This window comes from Polynucleobacter sp. MWH-Braz-FAM2G (assembly GCF_018687635.1).
GTDB lineage: Bacteria > Pseudomonadota > Gammaproteobacteria > Burkholderiales > Burkholderiaceae > Polynucleobacter.
The window spans coordinates 1,633,369-1,651,955 of record NZ_CP061300.1 but is presented as its reverse complement, the minus strand read 5'-3'; the positions used below and the strand labels follow the sequence as shown (position 1 = coordinate 1,651,955).

Annotated in this window: 20 protein-coding genes; 16 read left to right on the top strand and 4 right to left on the bottom strand. The window is 45.6% G+C overall.

Annotation, left to right across the window (positions count from 1 at the left end; genetic code table 11):
• Nucleotide 1: 1 nt before the first annotated feature.
• The 5 genes from FD973_RS08370 to cysM all read left to right on the top strand — a co-directional run bounded on the left by FD973_RS08370 (nt 2) and on the right by cysM (nt 4,813).
• The gene (locus FD973_RS08370) at nt 2-1,366 is read left to right on the top strand and encodes a UDP-glucose/GDP-mannose dehydrogenase family protein (protein WP_215322889.1); all 1,365 of its coding nucleotides are present in this window, start codon (nt 2-4) and stop codon (nt 1,364-1,366) included.
• A gap of 32 nt (nt 1,367-1,398) precedes the next feature.
• Nucleotides 1,399-2,328 (top strand): D-glycero-beta-D-manno-heptose-7-phosphate kinase, encoded by a 930-nt coding sequence (gene rfaE1, locus FD973_RS08365; RefSeq protein WP_215322888.1) that lies wholly within the window; start codon nt 1,399-1,401, stop codon nt 2,326-2,328.
• Nucleotides 2,325-3,344, top strand: coding sequence for an ADP-glyceromanno-heptose 6-epimerase (rfaD, locus tag FD973_RS08360; RefSeq protein WP_215322887.1), 1,020 nt, complete (start codon nt 2,325-2,327; stop codon nt 3,342-3,344). Before rfaE1 ends, rfaD begins: the two co-directional genes overlap by 4 nt.
• An 87-nt stretch (nt 3,345-3,431) precedes the next feature.
• Nucleotides 3,432-3,860: a helix-hairpin-helix domain-containing protein gene (locus tag FD973_RS08355; protein ID WP_215322886.1), complete on the top strand. Its 429-nt coding sequence runs from the start codon at nt 3,432-3,434 to the stop codon at nt 3,858-3,860.
• 41 nt (nt 3,861-3,901) lie between these two features.
• On the top strand, nt 3,902-4,813 hold the full coding sequence (gene cysM, locus FD973_RS08350; RefSeq protein WP_215322885.1) for a cysteine synthase CysM: 912 nt from the start codon (nt 3,902-3,904) through the stop codon (nt 4,811-4,813).
• Nucleotides 4,814-4,816: 3 nt separating this feature from the next.
• Here the strand turns inward: cysM and FD973_RS08345 are convergent, their stop codons facing one another.
• On the bottom strand, nt 4,817-6,067 hold the full coding sequence (locus FD973_RS08345; protein WP_215322884.1) for a lytic transglycosylase domain-containing protein: 1,251 nt from the start codon (nt 6,065-6,067) through the stop codon (nt 4,817-4,819).
• An 83-nt stretch (nt 6,068-6,150) separates the two neighbouring features.
• Here FD973_RS08345 and FD973_RS08340 point away from each other — a divergent pair, with 83 nt between their 5' ends.
• The 5 genes from FD973_RS08340 to FD973_RS08320 all read left to right on the top strand — a co-directional run bounded on the left by FD973_RS08340 (nt 6,151) and on the right by FD973_RS08320 (nt 12,376).
• The gene (locus FD973_RS08340) at nt 6,151-7,071 is read left to right on the top strand and encodes a histone deacetylase family protein (RefSeq protein WP_215322883.1); all 921 of its coding nucleotides are present in this window, start codon (nt 6,151-6,153) and stop codon (nt 7,069-7,071) included.
• 49 nt (nt 7,072-7,120) lie between these two features.
• Nucleotides 7,121-8,773 carry an acyl-CoA synthetase gene (locus FD973_RS08335; RefSeq protein ID WP_215322882.1) on the top strand — a complete coding sequence of 551 codons (1,653 nt, stop codon included), beginning with the start codon at nt 7,121-7,123 and terminating at the stop codon, nt 8,771-8,773.
• Between the two features lie 55 nt (nt 8,774-8,828).
• Nucleotides 8,829-9,584 carry an electron transfer flavoprotein subunit beta/FixA family protein gene (locus FD973_RS08330; protein WP_215322881.1) on the top strand — a complete coding sequence of 252 codons (756 nt, stop codon included), beginning with the start codon at nt 8,829-8,831 and terminating at the stop codon, nt 9,582-9,584.
• Entirely contained in the window at nt 9,585-10,520 is a 936-nt protein-coding gene (locus FD973_RS08325; protein WP_215322880.1) for an electron transfer flavoprotein subunit alpha/FixB family protein, read from the top strand.
• Nucleotides 10,521-10,588: 68 nt separating this feature from the next.
• The gene (locus tag FD973_RS08320; protein ID WP_215322879.1) at nt 10,589-12,376 is read left to right on the top strand and encodes an acyl-CoA dehydrogenase; all 1,788 of its coding nucleotides are present in this window, start codon (nt 10,589-10,591) and stop codon (nt 12,374-12,376) included.
• Nucleotides 12,377-12,444: 68 nt separating this feature from the next.
• On the opposite strand, the gene FD973_RS08315 is transcribed toward FD973_RS08320, so the two are convergent.
• Complete coding sequence (locus FD973_RS08315; protein ID WP_215322878.1) at nt 12,445-12,891, bottom strand: hypothetical protein; 447 nt, start codon at nt 12,889-12,891, stop codon at nt 12,445-12,447.
• Nucleotides 12,892-12,916: 25 nt separating this feature from the next.
• Nucleotides 12,917-13,405 carry an META domain-containing protein gene (locus FD973_RS08310; RefSeq protein ID WP_251368753.1) on the bottom strand — a complete coding sequence of 163 codons (489 nt, stop codon included), beginning with the start codon at nt 13,403-13,405 and terminating at the stop codon, nt 12,917-12,919.
• A gap of 259 nt (nt 13,406-13,664) precedes the next feature.
• Between FD973_RS08310 and rpsP the strand changes: the two genes are divergently transcribed.
• The 6 genes from rpsP to FD973_RS08280 all read left to right on the top strand — a co-directional run bounded on the left by rpsP (nt 13,665) and on the right by FD973_RS08280 (nt 17,629).
• Complete coding sequence (gene rpsP, locus FD973_RS08305; RefSeq protein ID WP_011902362.1) at nt 13,665-13,910, top strand: 30S ribosomal protein S16; 246 nt, start codon at nt 13,665-13,667, stop codon at nt 13,908-13,910.
• Between the two features lie 92 nt (nt 13,911-14,002).
• Nucleotides 14,003-14,569, top strand: coding sequence for a ribosome maturation factor RimM (rimM, locus tag FD973_RS08300; RefSeq protein WP_215322877.1), 567 nt, complete (start codon nt 14,003-14,005; stop codon nt 14,567-14,569).
• Between the two features lie 25 nt (nt 14,570-14,594).
• Complete coding sequence (gene trmD, locus FD973_RS08295) at nt 14,595-15,341, top strand: tRNA (guanosine(37)-N1)-methyltransferase TrmD (protein WP_215322876.1); 747 nt, start codon at nt 14,595-14,597, stop codon at nt 15,339-15,341.
• 133 nt (nt 15,342-15,474) lie between these two features.
• Nucleotides 15,475-15,870: a 50S ribosomal protein L19 gene (gene rplS, locus FD973_RS08290; protein WP_114636525.1), complete on the top strand. Its 396-nt coding sequence runs from the start codon at nt 15,475-15,477 to the stop codon at nt 15,868-15,870.
• Nucleotides 15,871-15,935: 65 nt separating this feature from the next.
• The gene (locus FD973_RS08285; protein WP_215322875.1) at nt 15,936-16,673 is read left to right on the top strand and encodes a CoA pyrophosphatase; all 738 of its coding nucleotides are present in this window, start codon (nt 15,936-15,938) and stop codon (nt 16,671-16,673) included.
• Complete coding sequence (locus tag FD973_RS08280; protein WP_215322874.1) at nt 16,670-17,629, top strand: CobD/CbiB family protein; 960 nt, start codon at nt 16,670-16,672, stop codon at nt 17,627-17,629. Before FD973_RS08285 ends, FD973_RS08280 begins: the two co-directional genes overlap by 4 nt.
• On the opposite strand, the gene rsgA is transcribed toward FD973_RS08280, so the two are convergent.
• The gene (rsgA, locus tag FD973_RS08275; RefSeq protein WP_215322873.1) at nt 17,574-18,587 is read right to left on the bottom strand and encodes a ribosome small subunit-dependent GTPase A; all 1,014 of its coding nucleotides are present in this window, start codon (nt 18,585-18,587) and stop codon (nt 17,574-17,576) included. The genes FD973_RS08280 and rsgA overlap by 56 nt on opposite strands.

The window sequence follows — 18,587 nt, the reverse complement described above, 5'->3', positions numbered from 1 at the left end:
CTTGAAAGTTACTATTATCGGAAGCGGTTATGTGGGGCTTGTAACGGGAGCATGTCTTGCAGAACAGGGCAACAATGTATTCTGTGTTGACGTTGATTCTAAAAAAATTGATATTCTCAATTCAGGTGGCGTTCCGATATATGAACCCGGTTTAAAGGAAATGATCGAACGTAATAGAGCTGCTGGCAGACTCCAGTTCTCTACCGACATTGCTGCATCGGTTGCCCATGGCGATATTCAGTTCATTGCGGTAGGCACTCCTCCAGATGAAGATGGCTCAGCTGATCTTCAGTATGTTGTAGCGGCGGCGCGCAATATCGGCCGCCATATGACTACCCCCAAGGTGATCGTTGATAAATCTACAGTGCCAGTAGGTACAGCAGACAAAGTCTCTGAAGCCATTACTGAAGAGCTTGAAAAAAGAGGTCTCTCTGCGGAATTGTGTTCGGTTGTTTCAAATCCCGAGTTCCTTAAAGAGGGTGCTGCGGTTGAAGATTTTATGCGTCCTGATCGCATAGTGATCGGTACAGAAAGTACTCCAGCAGGGCAGCGTGCAAAAGAGCAAATGCGTAAACTCTATGCACCATTTAATCGCCATCATGAGCGCACCTATTACATGGATGTGAAAAGTGCGGAGTTAACTAAATACGCTGCTAATGCGATGTTGGCAACACGCATCTCTTTCATGAATGAGTTGGCTAATCTAGCCGACTTGGTTGGTGCAGACATTGAAGCTGTGCGCCAGGGTATTGGATCGGACAGTCGAATTGGTTACGGTTTTCTGTATTCGGGTACTGGTTATGGTGGCTCATGCTTTCCAAAAGATGTTTCAGCCTTATCCAAAACTGCTAAAGAGCATGGCAGAGATCTCAAGATTCTAGATGCCGTAGAAGCAGTGAATGAATTACAAAAATATATTTTGGTTGAAAAGATTGAAAAACGCTTTGGTAAAGATCTTAAAGGAATGAAGTTTGCTTTATGGGGGCTTGCGTTTAAACCAAACACAGATGACATGCGTGAAGCGCCTAGCAGGGTCATTATTGCTGAATTGGTTAAGCGCGGTGCGACCGTAGTAGCACACGACCCTGTAGCTATGCCTGAGGCTAAGCATGCATTAGAGTTGGATTTCAAGGACAACCCCGAAGGCCTCGAACAGGTATCTATGGTCGATGATCCAATGAGCGCTCTTACTGATGCGGATGCCCTGGTGATTGTGACTGAGTGGAAGGCTTTTAGAAGTCCAGACTTTGATGTGTTGATGCAAAAACTGACTCGCCCTATCATTTTTGATGGTCGTAATCTGTATGAGCCAGCTACTATGCAAGAATTAGGCATTGAGTACCATGGTATTGGACGACATAATTAAAATAAGATTTAAGAGTAATAGAAAATACTTGCATGGAAAAAGCCAATCCCGAACAGTTCTCTAAAACTCGCTTGCTAGTCGTGGGCGATGTCATGCTAGATCGATATTGGTTTGGCGATACCAATCGTATTTCTCCTGAAGCACCAGTTCCAGTCGTGCAAGTGGGGAAAATTGATGAGCGTCTAGGAGGGGCTGCCAACGTTGCTCGTAACGTTGCAGCGCTGAAGGCAAATACCACAATCCTAGGTATTGTGGGTAATGATGAACCCGGTAAACGCGTAGTTGAATTGCTAAAAGCTGGCGGTGTTGATAGTCAATTAGAAATTGATGCAGATGTTCCCACCATTGTTAAGTTGCGTGTGATTGCTCGTCAGCAACAGTTAATCCGTTTGGACTTTGAAGAAGCTCCCAGTGAAAAAGCGCTAGCCCATAAATTGGAGCGTTTTGAAAAGTTGGTAGGGGAGGCAGACGTTGTAATTCTGTCTGATTACGGTAAGGGTGCGTTAGGGCAGGTAGCTCATATGATCCAACAGGCTAGAGCGCAAAACAAAATGATCTTGGTTGACCCTAAGGGTGAGGATTATGAAAAATACCGCGGCGCTACAGTCTTAACCCCAAATCGTAGTGAATTACGTCAAGTAGTTGGGAAGTGGACGAGCGAAGAAGATCTCACTAAGAAGGCTCAAGATCTCAGAAAGTCTCTTGATCTGCAAGCCTTACTATTAACACGCTCCGAAGAGGGTATGAGTCTATATACCGACGCCGGAGTGAGTCATGTTAAGGCGCAGGCGCGAGAAGTGTTTGATGTTTCTGGTGCTGGGGATACGGTGATTGCTACACTCGCTGTAGCTTTAGCGGCTAAATGGCCTTTAGAAAAAGCGATGGCGCTTGCAAACCGTGCTGGCGGCATTGTAGTTGGTAAGCTTGGAACTGCAACCGTTACTTCAGAGGAATTACAGTGACTATCATCGTAACCGGCGCAGCTGGATTTATTGGTGCCAATATCGTTCAAGCCTTAAATGCTCGGGGTGAGAAAAATATCATTTCAGTTGATGATCTTCGTCCTGCGGATAAGTATCGCAATCTGGCGGATCTAGACATCGTTGATTATCTCGATAAAGATGAATTTTTAGATGCATTTAGAAGTGGTCGTCTGGGTAAGATCAAGGCAGTTTTTCATGAGGGCGCCTGTTCTGACACCATGGAGACTGATGGTATTTTCATGATGGCGAATAACTATCGCTACACCATGGATTTACTCGATATTTGTACCGAGCAAAAAGTACAGCTTCTCTATGCCTCTTCCGCTGCCACCTATGGCGGCTCCGATGTGTTTGTAGAAAGTCGTGAACACGAGAAGCCCCTCAATATTTACGGCTACTCAAAATTTCTGTTTGATCAGGTGATGCGCAAGCGCTTTGCTGAAAATGCTAATACTGCACAAGTGGTGGGGTTCCGATACTTCAATGTCTATGGCCCACGTGAATCACATAAAGGGCGGATGGCATCAGTTGCCTTTCATCAATACCATCAATATAAAGCCAATGGTCATGTCAAGTTATTTGGCGAGTATGGTGGCTATGGTCCTGGTGAGCAAAGCCGTGATTTTGTGTCTGTTGAAGATGTGGTGAAAGTCAATCTCTTTTTTCTAGACCATCCTGAAATCAGCGGTATCTTTAATCTAGGTAGTGGTCGCGCGCAACCTTTTAATGATGTGGCTCATGCGGTTGCTAATGCGATGCGTAAGCTGGATAAAGCACAGCCTGCGACTTTGGCTGAATTAGTGAAAGAAAAGGCGATTGAGTACATTCCATTTCCGGATGCGCTCAGAGGAAAATATCAGTGCTTTACTCAAGCAGACCTTACCAAGCTCAGGGCGGCTGGATATACAGAACCCTTCCTCAATGTTGAGCAGGGTGTAGGTAGATATATTGAGTGGCTAGAGGCAAATTCTGATTTCTTGGCTAACCCTTTGTAAGACAGTCAACGCAAGTATCACCTCTTCGTTGTAAACAATCCACGCGCACTTTGTGTTCGTGGATTTTTTATTTACACAGGAGAATTGATGACTCAATATTTAAATTTAGGCAGAGTGCAGGATTTATTAAAGGCCGCAGTTGTAGCGGTGACGCTATTTATCTCTGGTTTTGGGGTGGCTTTTGCGGCCCCTATTAATGTCAATACTGCCACCCAATCTGAGCTAGAAAGTATTAAAGGTATTGGACCCTCAAAGGCAAAGACAATTATTGCGGAACGTTTAGATGGCGGACATTTCCAGGATGCAAATGATTTGCAAAAACGGGTGCGTGGTATTGGTATGAAATCCGTGGAGAAAATGGTGGATAACGGTCTGACGATTGAAGCCCCAAGCTCTTTTCGGGAGCCAAATGGTCGCACCAAAAAAGAGGGTGGGGCCACTAACCGACGCGGTTCTCGTAATCAAGCTGGTAATCGCAATCAGCCGGAGCGTTCGGGAACAGGTCGCCGCAATTAAGCCCTTGCGTGTGTGAAGTGGCTTATGGCTAAAATGGCTTTATGAGCAAACCTTCCTACCTTACCATTTCGCAGACAGTAGGCAATACGCCTTTGGTGCAATTGCAGCGTATTCCTGGTCTAGAAAACGAAAATCGTAACAATGTGATTTTGGGTAAGCTGGAAGGAAACAATCCAGCCGGGTCGGTTAAGGACCGACCTGCGCTGTCGATGATTTCTCGTGCACAAGAGCGTGGTGAAATTAAACCTGGCGATACCTTGATAGAGGCAACTAGTGGCAATACGGGTATTGCATTGGCAATGACCGCAGCCATGCTTGGCTACAAAATGATATTAGTCATGCCTGAAAACCAAAGCATAGAACGTCGTCAAAGCATGGCGGCTTATGGTGCTGAGTTAATTTTGACTGCGGCATCTGGGGGAATGGAGTTTGCAAGGGATTACGCTCTTCAACTCCAAAAGGAGGGGCGCGGTAAGTTGCTCGATCAATTTGCTAATACAGATAATCCAAGAGCGCATATAGAGACTACAGGCCCTGAAATTTGGCGTGATACAGATGGTCAGATTACCCATTTTGTTTCCGCAATGGGAACGACTGGAACAATCACTGGTGTCTCTACCTATCTTAAGTCGATGAACCCTGAAATTCAGATAATTGGGGCGCAACCAGAAGAAGGCTCTCAAATACCAGGTATACGTAAATGGGCTCCAGAATATTTACCAAAAATTTATCAAGGCGATAAGGTAGATCGTATTGAGTATGTCTCTCAGGCGGATGCCGAAGAGATGGCCCGCCGCATGGCGGTTGAAGAAGGTATTTTCTGTGGAATTTCAGCTGGTGGTGCCTTAGTGGTAGCTCTTAGAATTGCGCGTCAGGTTGAAAATGCCACTATCGTCTTTATTGTGTGTGATCGTGGTGACCGCTATCTATCCACAGGGGTTTTTCCAGCCTGATTACTAGTTAGGCTTAGCCTTTTTCTTTGAGCTTGTTTTCTTGGATTTGGATTTTTCAGTATTCGTTGCACTAATGCCAGTTTTGACTGGTGCACTTGTTACAGCGCTTTGATTTTTATATCCCAAAGCTTCGGCAAATTCTGCAACACTTTGTGCATAAAAGTAACTGCGGTTGTATTGAACGATTGTAAGAAAGTTATTTAACCCAACAAAATATTGCACTTGATCGATGCCGTCTTTATCGGGATAGGGTAGGTCAACGATGAAGGCTTTGCTTTGGGGTTCAACACCACCACTTTGAAGATCGCCTTGTTTTTTGTTCAAAATACCCTTGTCAATGAGTTCTTGAACCGTGAACTTCAATTGAGGCTCACCATCAGCCAATTCTTTCGCTGCATTTATGCCATTTGCTTGAACAGGGAAGGAGATGGGCATCCCTAGTTGCCAGCCATGTTTCTTCATAAAGTTGGCAACACTGGCAATAGCGTCCTTAGGGCTTTGTCTGAGGTCGATTTGACCGTCCCCATCACCATCAACTGCAAAGCTTCGAATACTGCTGGGCATAAATTGTGGCAAACCGATGGCGCCAGCGTATGAACTATTCTGGTTTAGGCAGACATTAAAGCGAGCGGTATTGATACCCTGCGCACTGTTATTGGAAGGCAACTTGCCACCCGCCTCGGACCAGCACATGAGAATGAGCTCTTTGAGTTGATCTTTAAAGAGTTGCTCTCGGCTTGGTTTGTTGGGTGTTTCTGGATAGCTAAAGGCGAGGGTTGAAAGAACATCTTTAACCCTGAAACTGCCTGTTTGGCGACCGTAGATCGTTTCAATGCCAATAATTGCCACAATGATTTCGGCGGGGACGCCAGATTCTTGCTCGACTTGACTCAAAAATCCTTGATTTTGTTCCCAAAAGGCTTTGCCAGCTTTGAGTCGCACTGGTTCAATGAAGCGTTTTCGGTAGGCGAGCCAATTCTTTTTAAAAGTGCCCGATGGGGGTAATACCAATTTCCGAATGGCTGGAATCGTTTTAGCATCAGAAAAGCCCGATTCAAGGCTTGGGAGGGGGATTTCTTGGGCTTGGGAGACCTGGCTCAATAGTTCTTGGAGGTTTTGACTAAAACGAGCCTCCGTGACTGAATCATCAGCCTGGTTTACGATGGATTGCTGAGTTTGGGTTGGCTGATTTGGGGTGCTTGAACATCCAATTAGTGTGATTGCAAACAATAGGTAGGAGATGCGAAAGCTCATGCGCAAGCTAGTGGGTTTTTGAGAATTAAGCACGTTTTATTAGATTATAAAAATTACAAATTAGCTACTAAGGATTTTGAGTAATGACAACAGGATACATAACTCATCCAGACTTTCTGAAACATGAGATGGGAAGTCATCATCCAGAGTGCCCCGAGCGAATTCAGGCGATTAATGATCAGTTGATTCGAAGTGGCGTTGATCGTTTTTTGCATCATTTAGATGCGCCATTGGCAACTGAGGATCAGCTTGAGTTGGTTCATAGCCAAGACCACGTTTCTTTTGTAAAGGAGCGCGCTCCAGAGAGTGGTTATTTCATGCTTGATGGTGACACCATCATGAATCCGCATACTTATAGAGCCTCTCTTCGCGCTGCAGGTGCCGCAATTGCAGGTGTAGATGCGGTGATGAAAGGTGAAGTGGAAAATGTCTTTTGTGCGGTAAGACCGCCAGGTCACCATGCCGAACCAACCCGTTCTATGGGTTTTTGTTTATTTGATAACGTGGCAATTGCAGCGCGTTATGCGATGGAAACCTATGGGATTGAACGTGTAGCTATTATTGATTTTGATGTTCATCATGGCAATGGTACTGAGGCTGCTTTCTTTAATGATCCCAATGTCTTAATGTGCAGTTTTTTTCAGCACCCCTTCTATCCCTATAGCGGTTTAGATCATGCCAGCAATATGGTGAATATCCCCTTGCCAGCTGCGACGCGTGGTGATGTGGTGCGCTCCATTGTGGAAGAGAGATGGATGCCTGCTTTGCGTAATTTTGAACCAGAACTCATTATTATTTCTGCAGGATTTGACGCTCATCGGGAAGACGATTTAGGTCAAATGGGTTTGGTAGAGGACGACTATGCTTGGATAACCAATCGCTTAAAAGTGATTGCTAACGACTATGCCCAAGGGCGCATCGTGAGTTGCTTGGAAGGTGGCTATAACCTTTCCGCATTGGGTCGAAGTGTTGTGGCTCACATTAAGGCATTGGCAGATATTTAATTTAACTTTGTAAATGAAATTTAGTAAAAACTGAAATCGAAAGCAAAAGATGGCAAATATTTATGAACAAGGTTTGGAACGCAATCCAGCTAACTACACTCCTATTACCCCTCTATTATTTTTAGAGCGCTCAGCACAAATTTATCCTAATAAAATCGCGATTATTCATGGGAAGCTTCGTCAGACTTGGAGCCAAACTTATGAGCGTTGTCGCCGCTTGGCTAGCGCCTTGCAAAAACATGGCATAGGTTTAGGTGACACAGTGGCGGTGATGTTGCCAAATACTCCTCCAATGGTTGAGGCTCACTTTGGTATTCCAATGGCTGGAGCGGTTTTGAATGCGCTCAATACTCGTTTAGATGCTGAATCAATCGCATTTATGCTTAATCATGGTGAGGCAAAAGTAATCATCGTTGATCCAGAATTTTCAGTAGTAATGAAAAAAGCCATCGAGATTGCAAAGAAAGAATCAGGCCGTGATTTCTTAGTGGTTGATGTTGAGGAAAAAGAGTTTGATGTTCCTGGTGAAAAGCTAGGAAAGCTTACTTATGAGCAGTTGTTGTCTGAAGGGGATCCGCAGTTTGCATGGGAAGTGCCAACAGATGAGTGGCAGGCGATTTGCTTGAACTACACATCCGGTACCACTGGAAATCCGAAGGGTGTTGTTTATCACCATCGTGGCGCCGCAATCAATGCAGTTTCAAATGTACTGGACTGGGATATTAATAAGCATCCTGTGTATTTATGGACTCTCCCAATGTTCCATTGCAATGGTTGGTGTTTCCCTTGGACAATTGCGGCCAGAGCTGGTGTGAACGTGTGTTTACGTCGAGTAGATGCACCACATATTTTTGCTGCTATTAAAGAGCACGGTGTAACCCACTACTGTGCTGCCCCTATTGTGCATAACTTGTTGGTAAATGCTCCGGATGAGCTGAAGGCAGGCGTTCCAGCAGGTGTGAAAGGTTTGATCGCAGGAGCTGCGCCACCCGCATCGATTATTGAGGGTATGGAAAAGTTAGGTTTTGATTTAACCCACGTTTATGGACTTACAGAGGTGTACGGTCCTGCGTCTGTTTGCGTCAAACAAGATGAGTGGAATGATCTAGATATTGGTGAACGTGCTCGTTTGAATGCTCGACAAGGTGTGCGGTATCACATGCAACAAGCAATTGCAGTGTTAGATCCGGAAACGATGAAGCCGGTTCCAGCTGACGGCGAAACCATGGGCGAAATTATGTTCAAGGGCAATATCGCCATGAAGGGTTATCTGAAGAACGAAAAAGCAACCAAAGAGGCTTTTGAAGGGGGCTGGTTCCATTCAGGTGATTTAGCAGTGATGAATCCTGATGGCTATGTGAAGATGAAAGACCGCAGTAAAGACATCATTATTTCTGGGGGCGAGAATATTTCCTCGGTAGAGGTTGAGGATGTTCTGTATCGTCATCCAGCAATTAATGCTGCCGCTGTTGTTGCAAAGCCCGATCCAAAGTGGGGTGAAACACCTTGTGCCTTCCTTGAGATTAAGCCTGGCTCCGAGGTAACCGCTGAAGAGATCATTGCCCACTGCAAGCAACATTTGGCGGGTTTTAAGGTTCCTAAGGCTATTGTGTTCTGTGAATTACCCAAGACTTCTACGGGCAAAATTCAGAAGTTTGAGTTGCGCAAACAAGCTGGGTCAGCCACCGCTATTGATGTCTAAAACTTGGGCTTTAGGGCGGATAAAATAGATTGTTAAACATTATTGAGAATTCCAAATGAAAATCCTAGTAGCTGTCAAACGCGTGGTCGACTACAACGTCAAAATCCGGGTTAAATCCGATGGTAGTGGCGTCGATCTAGCCAACGTCAAAATGAGTATGAACCCGTTTGATGAGATTGCAGTCGAAGAAGCGGTGCGTTTAAAAGAGGCTGGTGTTGCTACCGAGGTCGTTGTGGTTAGCGCCGGCCCTACCCAGTGCCAAGAGACCCTGCGTACCGCCTTGGCGATTGGCGCTGATCGCGCGATTTTGGTCGAGACTGCTCCGGATGCCGATTTGCAGCCTTTAGCCGTAGCCAAGATCCTCAAAGCCGTAGCAGAAAAAGAGCAGGCGCAAATCATCATCCTAGGTAAACAAGCCATTGATGACGATAGCAATCAAACCGGTCAGATGTTAGCTAGCCTTTTAGATATCGCCCAAGCTACCTTTGCCTCTAAGGTCGTGGTAGCTGACGGTAAAGCCACGGTAACTCGAGAAGTCGATGGTGGCCTAGAGACCATTGCTCTGACATTGCCAGCGGTCATTACCACTGACTTGCGCCTCAATGAACCCCGCTATGTGACGCTTCCGAACATCATGAAGGCCAAGAAAAAGACCATCGATACGATCACTCCCGATAGCTTGGGGGTGGATATTGCCCCCCGCTTAAAGACTCTGAAGGTACAAGAGCCTGCCAAGCGCTCTGCTGGGGTCATCGTGGCCGATGTTGCCGCTTTGGTAGACAAACTCAAAAATGAAGCAAAGGTAATCTAAATGGCCGCTCTAGTCATCGCTGAACACGATAATCAATCCTTAAAGGCAGCAACGCTCAATGCCGTAGCCGCTGCCCTGCAGTGCTCCCCTGAAGTCGATATCCTCGTAGCGGGTAATCAATCAGATGCCGCTGCCCAAGCCGCCGCGCAAATTGCGGGTGTGCGTAAAGTCATTCAAATTGATGCCCCTAATCTGGCTGATCAATTGGCTGAACCTTTAGCAGCGCAAATCCTCGCTATTGCCAGTAACTACAGCCATATCTTGGCTCCAGCAACAGCCAATGGCAAGAATGTCCTGCCACGCGTTGCCGCTAAGCTTGATGTAGCGCAGTTATCCGATATCACCAAGGTAGTCTCACCTGACACCTTTGAGCGCCCCATTTATGCAGGTAATGCCATTGCCACAGTACAAAGCGCCGATCCGATTAAAGTCATCACTGTTCGTACTACCGGCTTTGATCCGGTATCCCCCACTGGTGGGGCGGCTAGTATCGAAAAAGGAGCCCCTGCAGACAGTAAAGAGCAATCCGCCTTTGTAGGTCGTGAGCTTACTAAATCGGATCGTCCAGAGCTCACTGCTGCCAAAATCATCGTCTCTGGTGGTCGTGGCTTAGGTTCTGGTGAGAAGTATCAAGAGCTCATTACCCCTTTAGCAGACAAACTCGGAGCTGCTTTAGGTGCATCCCGCGCTGCAGTAGACGCTGGTTATGTACCCAATGACTACCAAGTAGGACAAACAGGCAAGATCGTCGCTCCCCAGCTCTATATCGCTGTGGGTATCTCTGGTGCTATCCAGCACCTAGCAGGTATGAAAGACTCTAAGGTCATTGTGGCGATTAACAAAGACCCAGAAGCACCGATCTTTAGTGTTGCCGACTATGGTTTAGTAGCGGATTTAAATGCTGCGGTGCCTGAGCTCACTAAAGCTTTGGGATAAGTAGCATTAAGGTATTCGGTATCGTCAGATAATTTATTTTAGTTATTTAGTTTAAGTAAGGAGTTGTAATGCCATACGTAGCCCCAGTCAAAGACATGTTGTTTGTAATGAATGAATTAGCCGGGCTATCGGATGTCGTTGCCTATCCTTCCTATGCTGAAGCAGGTGCCGATGTGGATTTAGCGCCCGCCGTACTGGAAGAATCCGCAAAGTTCAATCAAGATGTCGTTGCACCACTGAACTGGACTGGTGACCAAAGCCCAAGCTCTTTGAAAGACGGAGTGGTCACTACCACCCCTGGTTTTAAAAGTGCTTTTGAACAATATGCAGCTGCAGGATGGCAGGGTGTCATTCATCCCGCTGAGTTTGGTGGGCAAGGCTTGCCAAAATTAATTGCTACTGCTTGTTTTGAAATGGTTAACTCGGCCAGTCTCTCATTTGCTTTGTGCCCAATGCTGACTGATGGTGCAATTGAAGCGCTCCTCACCGCGGCTAGCCCAGAACTAAAAGAGCGTTTTGTGCCGCAGATGATTTCAGGTGAATGGACTGGTTCAATGTGTTTAACTGAACCCCAAGCTGGTTCTGACTTGTCGATGGTGCGGGCTCGCGCTGTTCCAGAGGGTGATGGTACTTACAAGATATTTGGTACCAAAATTTTCATCACCTATGGTGAGCACGATATGGCTAAAAATATTATCCATTTAGTGTTAGCAAGAACTCCAGATGCACCCGAGGGTGTTAAAGGCATTTCTTTATTCGTAGTGCCCAAGTTCTTAGTTAAGGCAGATGGTTCTTTGGGTGAGCGTAACGACGTTCATTGTGTCTCTATTGAACATAAGTTAGGCATTAAAGCGAGTCCAACTGCAGTTCTCCAATTTGGTGATCATGGTGGTGCACTCGGATATCTAGTTGGCGAAGAAAATCGCGGTCTTGAATATATGTTTGTCATGATGAACGCAGCCCGTTTTGCGGTTGGCATGCAAGGGGTTGCAGTAGCAGAGCGCGCTTATCAAAAAGCGGTTCAATACGCTAAAGACCGTGTTCAAAGTCGTGATCTAGCAGGGTCACCTGGCCCAGTGGCCATTATTCATCAGCCGGATGTGAAGCGGATGTTAATGACAATGCGTGCGTATACCGAAGCATCGCGTGCGCTCGCTTACTATGCGGCCGCTGCTTATGACGCACAACATGCTGCTCCTGATGAGGTAGTGAGTAAAGCTAATCAAGCTATTTATGAATTTTTGGTGCCCATCGTCAAGGGCTTCTCTACAGAAATGTCACTTGAAGTTACTAGCCTTGGTGTACAAGTCCATGGCGGCATGGGCTTCATTGAAGAAACGGGAGCTGCACAACATTACCGTGATGCCCGTATCTTGACGATTTATGAGGGTACAACTGCAATTCAGGCAAATGATTTAGTTGGTAGAAAAACAGTACGTGATGGTGGAGCAGTTGCAAAAGAGTTATCGCAAAGAATTGCCACAACAGAAAAAGATTTGGCAGCAAGTGGCAGTGCGGATGCTAAGGCTGTGTTAAAGCAGTTGACTTTAGCGCGTGCAGCTTTTGATCAGGCAGTCGCTTACATTGTTGCTAATGCAAAGACGGATATTAAGGCGGTCTATGCTGGAAGCTTTGCCTACCTTCGTTTATCTGGTTTAGTGTTGGGTGGCTGGCAAATGGCGAGAGCACTTTTAGCTGCCGAGCGTTTGCGTGATGATGATCCAAAGTTCTATGATGCAAAGATAGCTACAGCGCGATTCTTTGCTGAGAATCTGATGCCTCAAGTTCAGGCGCTTGCAACTTCGATTGTCGAAAGTGGTCATTCAGTGAATGCCTTAGAAGTGGAGCAGTTCTAAAAGCCACTAAAGAGGAGAATGAAAAAACCGCTCTATTGAGCGGCTCTTAAAAGGGAAGCTATCTGCAATTATTGAGATAGCTTTTTTGCTTCATAGATTTGAGAGATAAAGAATTGCTCAAATGAAACTGCCAAGAAAGTCATCATCACGCCAGCACCAAAGACTAACGAGAAGATGACAGTAAGGATTTCTAACCAGCCTGAGCGACTACGTTGGTGCTCTTTAATTCTAGGATTAAATTGCGCATCCCACTTTTCATCTAAACGTAGACCAAAAGTAATAGTTGTTAACCAGCTTGCTTCAACCGCAATAAATCCAAATGTAATTAATACCCACCCCGGTGCCGAATGAAAATGAGCATCTCTTAAAATGATCCAGCCTGCTGCGCCACCAATTAGGGCAAATAGTTGAATCCATCCCCAAAAGGATTTAAGGCCTTGCAGATAAAAACAATTAAGGCCGCTACCAGGAAACAATAATCCGAGCGCGCAAAAAATTAGTTTGGATTTTTTCATAAATCTTTTTGGAAATAGAGGGTGCTTAATTATTTTGTTTTTGGGTAAAACTTAGTACTTCGCGATCCGTGCCAATCATGAGCAATTGATCGCCATTGCGCACAATGCTACGGTAGTCATTTAACTCATATAGAAAATCATTCTCTAATTCCATGCGCTGTGGGCTACATGCCATTTTGGTGCTTGCGATTTGTTTAAGAGAGAAGCCACGAGAATCTTCGTCTAGTGAGGCAGTAAAGCGATTGCATCCTGTCGATCCACTGACGCGCTGACCATTAGCATCAAAGATGATTTGTATCGGGTTGCTAGCATCACCCTTAGGAATTTGGCGGGTACGCACCTCACCGTTGCCATTAGGGGGTAAATTCCAGCGAGTAAGCTCCCATTTGGTATTTTTGAGTTCACTACTTGGCGGACTTATTTTGGCGCCACAAGGCGGTATGACATTTGCGCATCCAGCAATAAACCCTAGACTTAAGCATGAAACTGCCAGAAATAGTTTTTTTAAAGACAAACTTGTAGGCCTTAAGGGTCTAGATTGATGGATCATATTTATCTAAGTTATTGTTTTTAATGTATTTTTTATCCAATGGGGTATTGTATTCTATAGCCTTGTTAACTTAAATAGGTGGAAGAAGTAGGGGTTTTCGTCTAGAATATGAGGTTTTCCGCTATACCGTAACTTTTGTTTGGTGAGCTGGAGCCCAAGATTTTGTAGAAATTTCATTGGGTTGTAATCAACCTGTTTTCATTTTAGATTTTAAGGAATAAGTATGGTCGTCATTCGACTGGCACGCGGCGGTTCTAAGAAGCGCCCTTTTTACAGCATCGTTGCTACTGATAAGCGCAACCGTCGTGACTCGAACTTTATCGAGCGTATTGGTTATTTCAACCCACAAGCTGCGGCTACTGAGCAAGCAATGCGCATTGCTCAAGATCGTTTGACTTACTGGACTGGTGTTGGCGCGCAAATCTCCCCAACAGTAGTTCGTTTGATTAAAAACAATCCCGCTGTTTAATGTCTTATTGCTAAAAACTTCATCGATGCGATGGAGTTTTTAGTGACAGGATGTTTAGTTGTTTTATTTCAGGAAAATAAGGTGTCTTACTAATGAGCGCACCTTCCCTGAATGATTTGATAGAACTTGGCGCCATATCCGAGGCGCAAGGCTTGCAAGGTCAAGTCAAGATTAGACCTCACTCTTCAGAGCCTGTAGCACTTCTCTCCTCTAAATCAGTTTGGCTATCTCTCATCCCGCGCAGGGTTGGAGGTGTTTCTGCATCTGCAGAGCGGGCTTCATTGACGCAATATAAAGTCAAGAGCGTCAAGATGCATAGTGGCAATGTGGTAATGGCGCTTGAGGGGGTCAGCGATCGTGATCAAGCACTTGCATTAAAAGGCGCAAGAGTATTAGTGACTCGCGATGCGTTTCCAAAAACCGAGGGTGACTCGTTTTACTGGGTAGACCTCATTGGATGTAGTGCTGTGAATTTACAAGGCGAAGCACTAGGTGAAGTAATTGATGTTACTGAGAATGGTGCGCATGGGGTCATTGCGATTGGCGATGCTCAAACAAAAGCGGTGAAGTATTTGGTGCCATTCGTAAAAGAAGTGGTGCAAAACGTTGACTTGCCAAATAAAACGATTACCTTGGACTGGCAGTATGACTGGCAATAAAAATCAAAGATAAACCGAGATAAAAATGCGCTTTGATGTCGTCACCTTGTTTCCAGAAATGTTCTCTGCGCTAACGCAATGGGGTATTACAGGTCGTGCTTGTCAACAATCTTTAGCTAGTGTCCACCTATGGAATCCGCGTGACTTTTGTTCGGATTCTCGTAAAACTGTAGATGATCGTGCGTATGGTGGCGGCCCTGGGATGGTGATGATGGCCAAGCCTTTGGAAGATACGGTTGCTGGAATCAAGGCATCCCATAATGCAGCTGGCATCAAAAGTGGTCCGATATGCCTATTGGCCCCTCAGGGTGAGCGTTTTTCTCAGAAGATAGCGACAGATATTCTCAATTACGGTAATTTAAGCTTTATTTGTGGTCGATATGAGGCAGTAGACCAGCGTTTTATTGATCGAAACGTTGATTTGCAGTTATCAATTGGGGATTTTGTGCTTTCTGGTGGTGAAATCCCCGCCATGGCAATGATGGATGCGGTGATTAGATTGATTCCAGGGGCGCTTGGGGATGGGGAATCAGCGACCCAAGATAGCTTTATGAATGGTCTTTTGGACCATCCTCACTATACCCGCCCTGAAATATATGAAAATTTATCCGTTCCAGACGTGCTTTTAGGCGGACATCACGCTAAAATAGCGGATTGGCGTCGGCAGAAGTCTTTAGAGCTGACGTTCAGGTTAAGGCCGGACTTAATTGAATCGGCCAGAGCCAAAGGGTTGCTAACCCGAGAAGATGAACAATTTCTTCGCTCGCTGTAAATACTTTTAGTGTTCAGTAGTGAAAAGGTGGTTTGGTTTTTGGTTTAGTGAAATTGTTTTAACTGCATCCTCTATTAGGTCCGTTGACTTCGGTCTCGGGATTGAACGCTAATATGATGTTTAAGGATTGAAAATGAATTTAATTGCAAAAATTGAGCAGGAAGAAATTGCTCGCTTAAGTGCTAACAAAGTATTGCCAAGTTTCGCGCCTGGCGACACAGTGGTTGTTAGCGTAAACGTTGTTGAAGGTACACGTAAGCGTACCCAAGCCTTTGAAGGCGTTGTGATTGCTAAGCGTAATCGCGGACTCAATTCCAGCTTTATCGTGCGTAAGATTTCTTCTGGTGAAGGCGTTGAGCGTACTTTCCAAACATACTCACCATTGATCGCTAGTGTTGAAGTGAAGCGTCGCGGTGATGTTCGTCGTGCTAAGTTGTACTACTTGCGCGATCGTTCTGGTAAGTCAGCACGTATTAAAGAAAAGCTCCAAGCGCGTGTTAAACCAACAGCTGCTGTAGCCGCTGAATAATCGCTGCTTCGATGCAAATAGAAAGGCGGCCTAGGTCGCCTTTTTTGTTGCCTTAGAATATGAATATGCCCAAGACCTCAAGTCCTGAAGATTATGCAATCAATGTTGCCGCACCTCCGGGTTTCGATGCGGAAGCAATTCCTATTCATCAAACTTGTGCTGGTGAAAAAAAGGTTGCAGATGAGTTTTTACAACCATCTGGTTTAAAGTCTCGTCTTCAATCTCCGCCACAATGGCAACCCGAAATTACCGATGAAAATCGTCATGTCATCGCGGCAGATATTATTGCTAAGCGCCAAGCTGCAGGCAAAATCACTAAAGCGGCAGTATTAATTCCCTTGCTGTTGAAAGAGGAGGGCTTATCGGTATTGCTGACGCAAAGAACAAATCATTTGCGTGATCATGCCGGTCAAATTAGTTTTCCTGGTGGTCGCATGGATCCTGAGGATCAAAGTCCGAATGACACTGCTTTACGAGAAAGCAGGGAAGAAATTGGATTGGATCCAAGCAGAGTGGAGATTATTGGCCACTTACCGCAGTATTTGACAGTTTCTGGCTACAGCGTCACTCCAGTAGTAGGATTGGTACAAGCTCAGGCAGAATACGTTTTAGATGAGTTTGAGGTGGCTGATGTATTTGAGGTGCCACTCAGTTTTTTGTTGGATCCCGCCAATCATCAGGTCAGATTGTGGCAAAGTGAGCAGGGTGGACGTCGTTTTTATTCAATGCCTTATGAGAACCGCTTTATTTGGGGTGCTACTGCGGGAATGTTGCGCAACCTTTATCATTTATTAAAAGTATGACTTTCTTTTCTATTCTCTTCGCCCTCATTGCTGAACAATATCGTCCAGTAACTTCTAGTCATTGGATTGCACGCGCATGCGCCCGTTGGTTAGATTGGGTTGCCGCCGAATTTGGCGGCAAATCGGAAGAGGGTGCAAGCCCTGTTGGGGCTCGTATGGCTTGCTTAGTTGCATTCATACTGCCAACGTTTTTGGTATTCATTGTGTATGTCACATGTATGGTGACATATCCAATCCTGGGTTTTATCTGGAATATCGTTATCGCGTATTTGTTTTTTGGTTTCCGTCAATTTAGTCATTCATTTACTGCTGTGCATGAAGCCATTGAAGCGCACGATCTTCCCGCAGCACGTGCGGCATTGGGCGAGTGGTATGGACCTGAATTAGACACATCCAATCTTTCTGAGACGGAAGTGATTTCCTTAGCGCTCGAACGCGCCATTATTGGATCTCATCATCATGTCTTTGGCGTGTTGTTCTGGTTCATGATGCCAATGGGTCCCGCAGGTGTGGTGCTATATAGATTGGCTGATATCGCAGCCCAACGTTGGTCTGAGCGCGGTGACGTGAACTTGAGCGAATCTGCTCGTCATTTCTTCTACGTATTAGATTGGGTTCCTGCGCGTATTACTGCAATGGGATTTGCAATTGTTGGAAATTTTGAAGGCGCTGTCTATGGCTGGCGTTATCTCACGCAAAAATGGTCAGACTCCTTATCCGCTGTCATTTTGGCGGCCGGTAGTGGTGCATTAGGTGTTCGTCTCGGAGAGCCGATGAGTGAGCCTGATAGCGATGAAGCATTGCGTATGGCTGAGGCTGGTGAGCCAGTAGTCTATGAAGTGGGTCTTGAGCCTACTGAGCGCACAATGCGCTCTGCAGTAGGTTTGGTTTGGCGCCTAGTTATCGCTTGGATGGCTTTGTTGTTAATGCTGACCATCGCTCTTTGGCTTGGCTAATACCTTGAATTTGTACATCCGCTGTTTTTGAATCGGAATGCAGTTGTCTAAATAGCGTCAGTCTCTCTGGCGCTATTTCATTTCTTTCCACTGCTGCGCGTACGGCACAGTCTGGTTCTAAAAGATGCGCGCAATTATGAAATCTACATTTTCCGAGTAGATCTTTAAATTCTCTAAAGGCATGTTGAAGCTCACTCACCGACATATGAGCTAAACCAAATTCTTGAAAGCCAGGAGAATCTATGAGCGCCCCCAGCTTGCCAGTCTCATCTCTTCCCCAAGCCTCAGGTAGCTCGAAATAGCGACAAGCTGTAGTGGTGTGTTTGCCCGTATCTAAGCGCACAGAATACTCTTGAGTGAGTGCCGCAGCATTTGGAATCCATGCATTTAATAAGCTGGATTTACCCATGCCAGATTGACCCACAAAGACGGATACTTTGCCTCGAAGAATAGGACGAAGAGCATCAATAGAAGAGGGCTCAAACTTGGCTGACACTTCACATACAGGGTAGCCCATACGTGCATATGGCTCGATTATTTTGCGTGCGTGCGCTAAGTTGTCCTTGAGATCACATTTATTAAGCAAAATATGCAGGCCAATTTGATTGGCTTCAGCAGCTACCACTGCTCTCCCTAGCAGGTCGGGTGAGAAGGCGGGTTGCGTTGCAAGCACTACTAGTATTTGATCAACGTTTGAAGCAATCAATTTGCTTTTAAAAGCATCTGAACGATACAGAAGATTTTCTCGAGGTTCAATCTGAACAATGCGGGCTTGATCAGCAGAGGTCATCTCTAGGAGCATATGATCCCCTACGGCTCCGATATGTTGCTTGGCGGGTGTACTGACTTGAATGAGTGGGCCATCCGGTTTTGCATGGCCATCGGCATCTGTAACCAAGCGTTGCGCTAAATAATGCCTTCCATAGGAGGCAATGAGTAGCGCATGAAGCTGTTCCAT

What these genes read in the sequence shown, in the direction of transcription:
- FD973_RS08355 (WP_215322886.1), top strand. Translation starts at nt 3,432, where the DNA reads ATGACTCAATATTTAAATTTAGGCAGAGTGCAGGATTTATTAAAGGCC.
- rfaE1 (WP_215322888.1), top strand. Translation starts at nt 1,399, where the DNA reads ATGGAAAAAGCCAATCCCGAACAGTTCTCTAAAACTCGCTTGCTAGTC.
- rsgA (WP_215322873.1), bottom strand. Translation starts at nt 18,587, where the DNA reads ATGGAACAGCTTCATGCGCTACTCATTGCCTCCTATGGAAGGCATTAT.
- FD973_RS08345 (WP_215322884.1), bottom strand. Translation starts at nt 6,067, where the DNA reads ATGAGCTTTCGCATCTCCTACCTATTGTTTGCAATCACACTAATTGGA.
- cysM (WP_215322885.1), top strand. Translation starts at nt 3,902, where the DNA reads ATGAGCAAACCTTCCTACCTTACCATTTCGCAGACAGTAGGCAATACG.
- FD973_RS08285 (WP_215322875.1), top strand. Translation starts at nt 15,936, where the DNA reads ATGCCCAAGACCTCAAGTCCTGAAGATTATGCAATCAATGTTGCCGCA.
- FD973_RS08320 (WP_215322879.1), top strand. Translation starts at nt 10,589, where the DNA reads ATGCCATACGTAGCCCCAGTCAAAGACATGTTGTTTGTAATGAATGAA.
- trmD (WP_215322876.1), top strand. Translation starts at nt 14,595, where the DNA reads ATGCGCTTTGATGTCGTCACCTTGTTTCCAGAAATGTTCTCTGCGCTA.
- FD973_RS08280 (WP_215322874.1), top strand. Translation starts at nt 16,670, where the DNA reads ATGACTTTCTTTTCTATTCTCTTCGCCCTCATTGCTGAACAATATCGT.
- rimM (WP_215322877.1), top strand. Translation starts at nt 14,003, where the DNA reads ATGAGCGCACCTTCCCTGAATGATTTGATAGAACTTGGCGCCATATCC.
- FD973_RS08330 (WP_215322881.1), top strand. Translation starts at nt 8,829, where the DNA reads ATGAAAATCCTAGTAGCTGTCAAACGCGTGGTCGACTACAACGTCAAA.
- rpsP (WP_011902362.1), top strand. Translation starts at nt 13,665, where the DNA reads ATGGTCGTCATTCGACTGGCACGCGGCGGTTCTAAGAAGCGCCCTTTT.
- FD973_RS08335 (WP_215322882.1), top strand. Translation starts at nt 7,121, where the DNA reads ATGGCAAATATTTATGAACAAGGTTTGGAACGCAATCCAGCTAACTAC.
- FD973_RS08315 (WP_215322878.1), bottom strand. Translation starts at nt 12,891, where the DNA reads ATGAAAAAATCCAAACTAATTTTTTGCGCGCTCGGATTATTGTTTCCT.
- FD973_RS08325 (WP_215322880.1), top strand. Translation starts at nt 9,585, where the DNA reads ATGGCCGCTCTAGTCATCGCTGAACACGATAATCAATCCTTAAAGGCA.
- rplS (WP_114636525.1), top strand. Translation starts at nt 15,475, where the DNA reads ATGAATTTAATTGCAAAAATTGAGCAGGAAGAAATTGCTCGCTTAAGT.
- FD973_RS08340 (WP_215322883.1), top strand. Translation starts at nt 6,151, where the DNA reads ATGACAACAGGATACATAACTCATCCAGACTTTCTGAAACATGAGATG.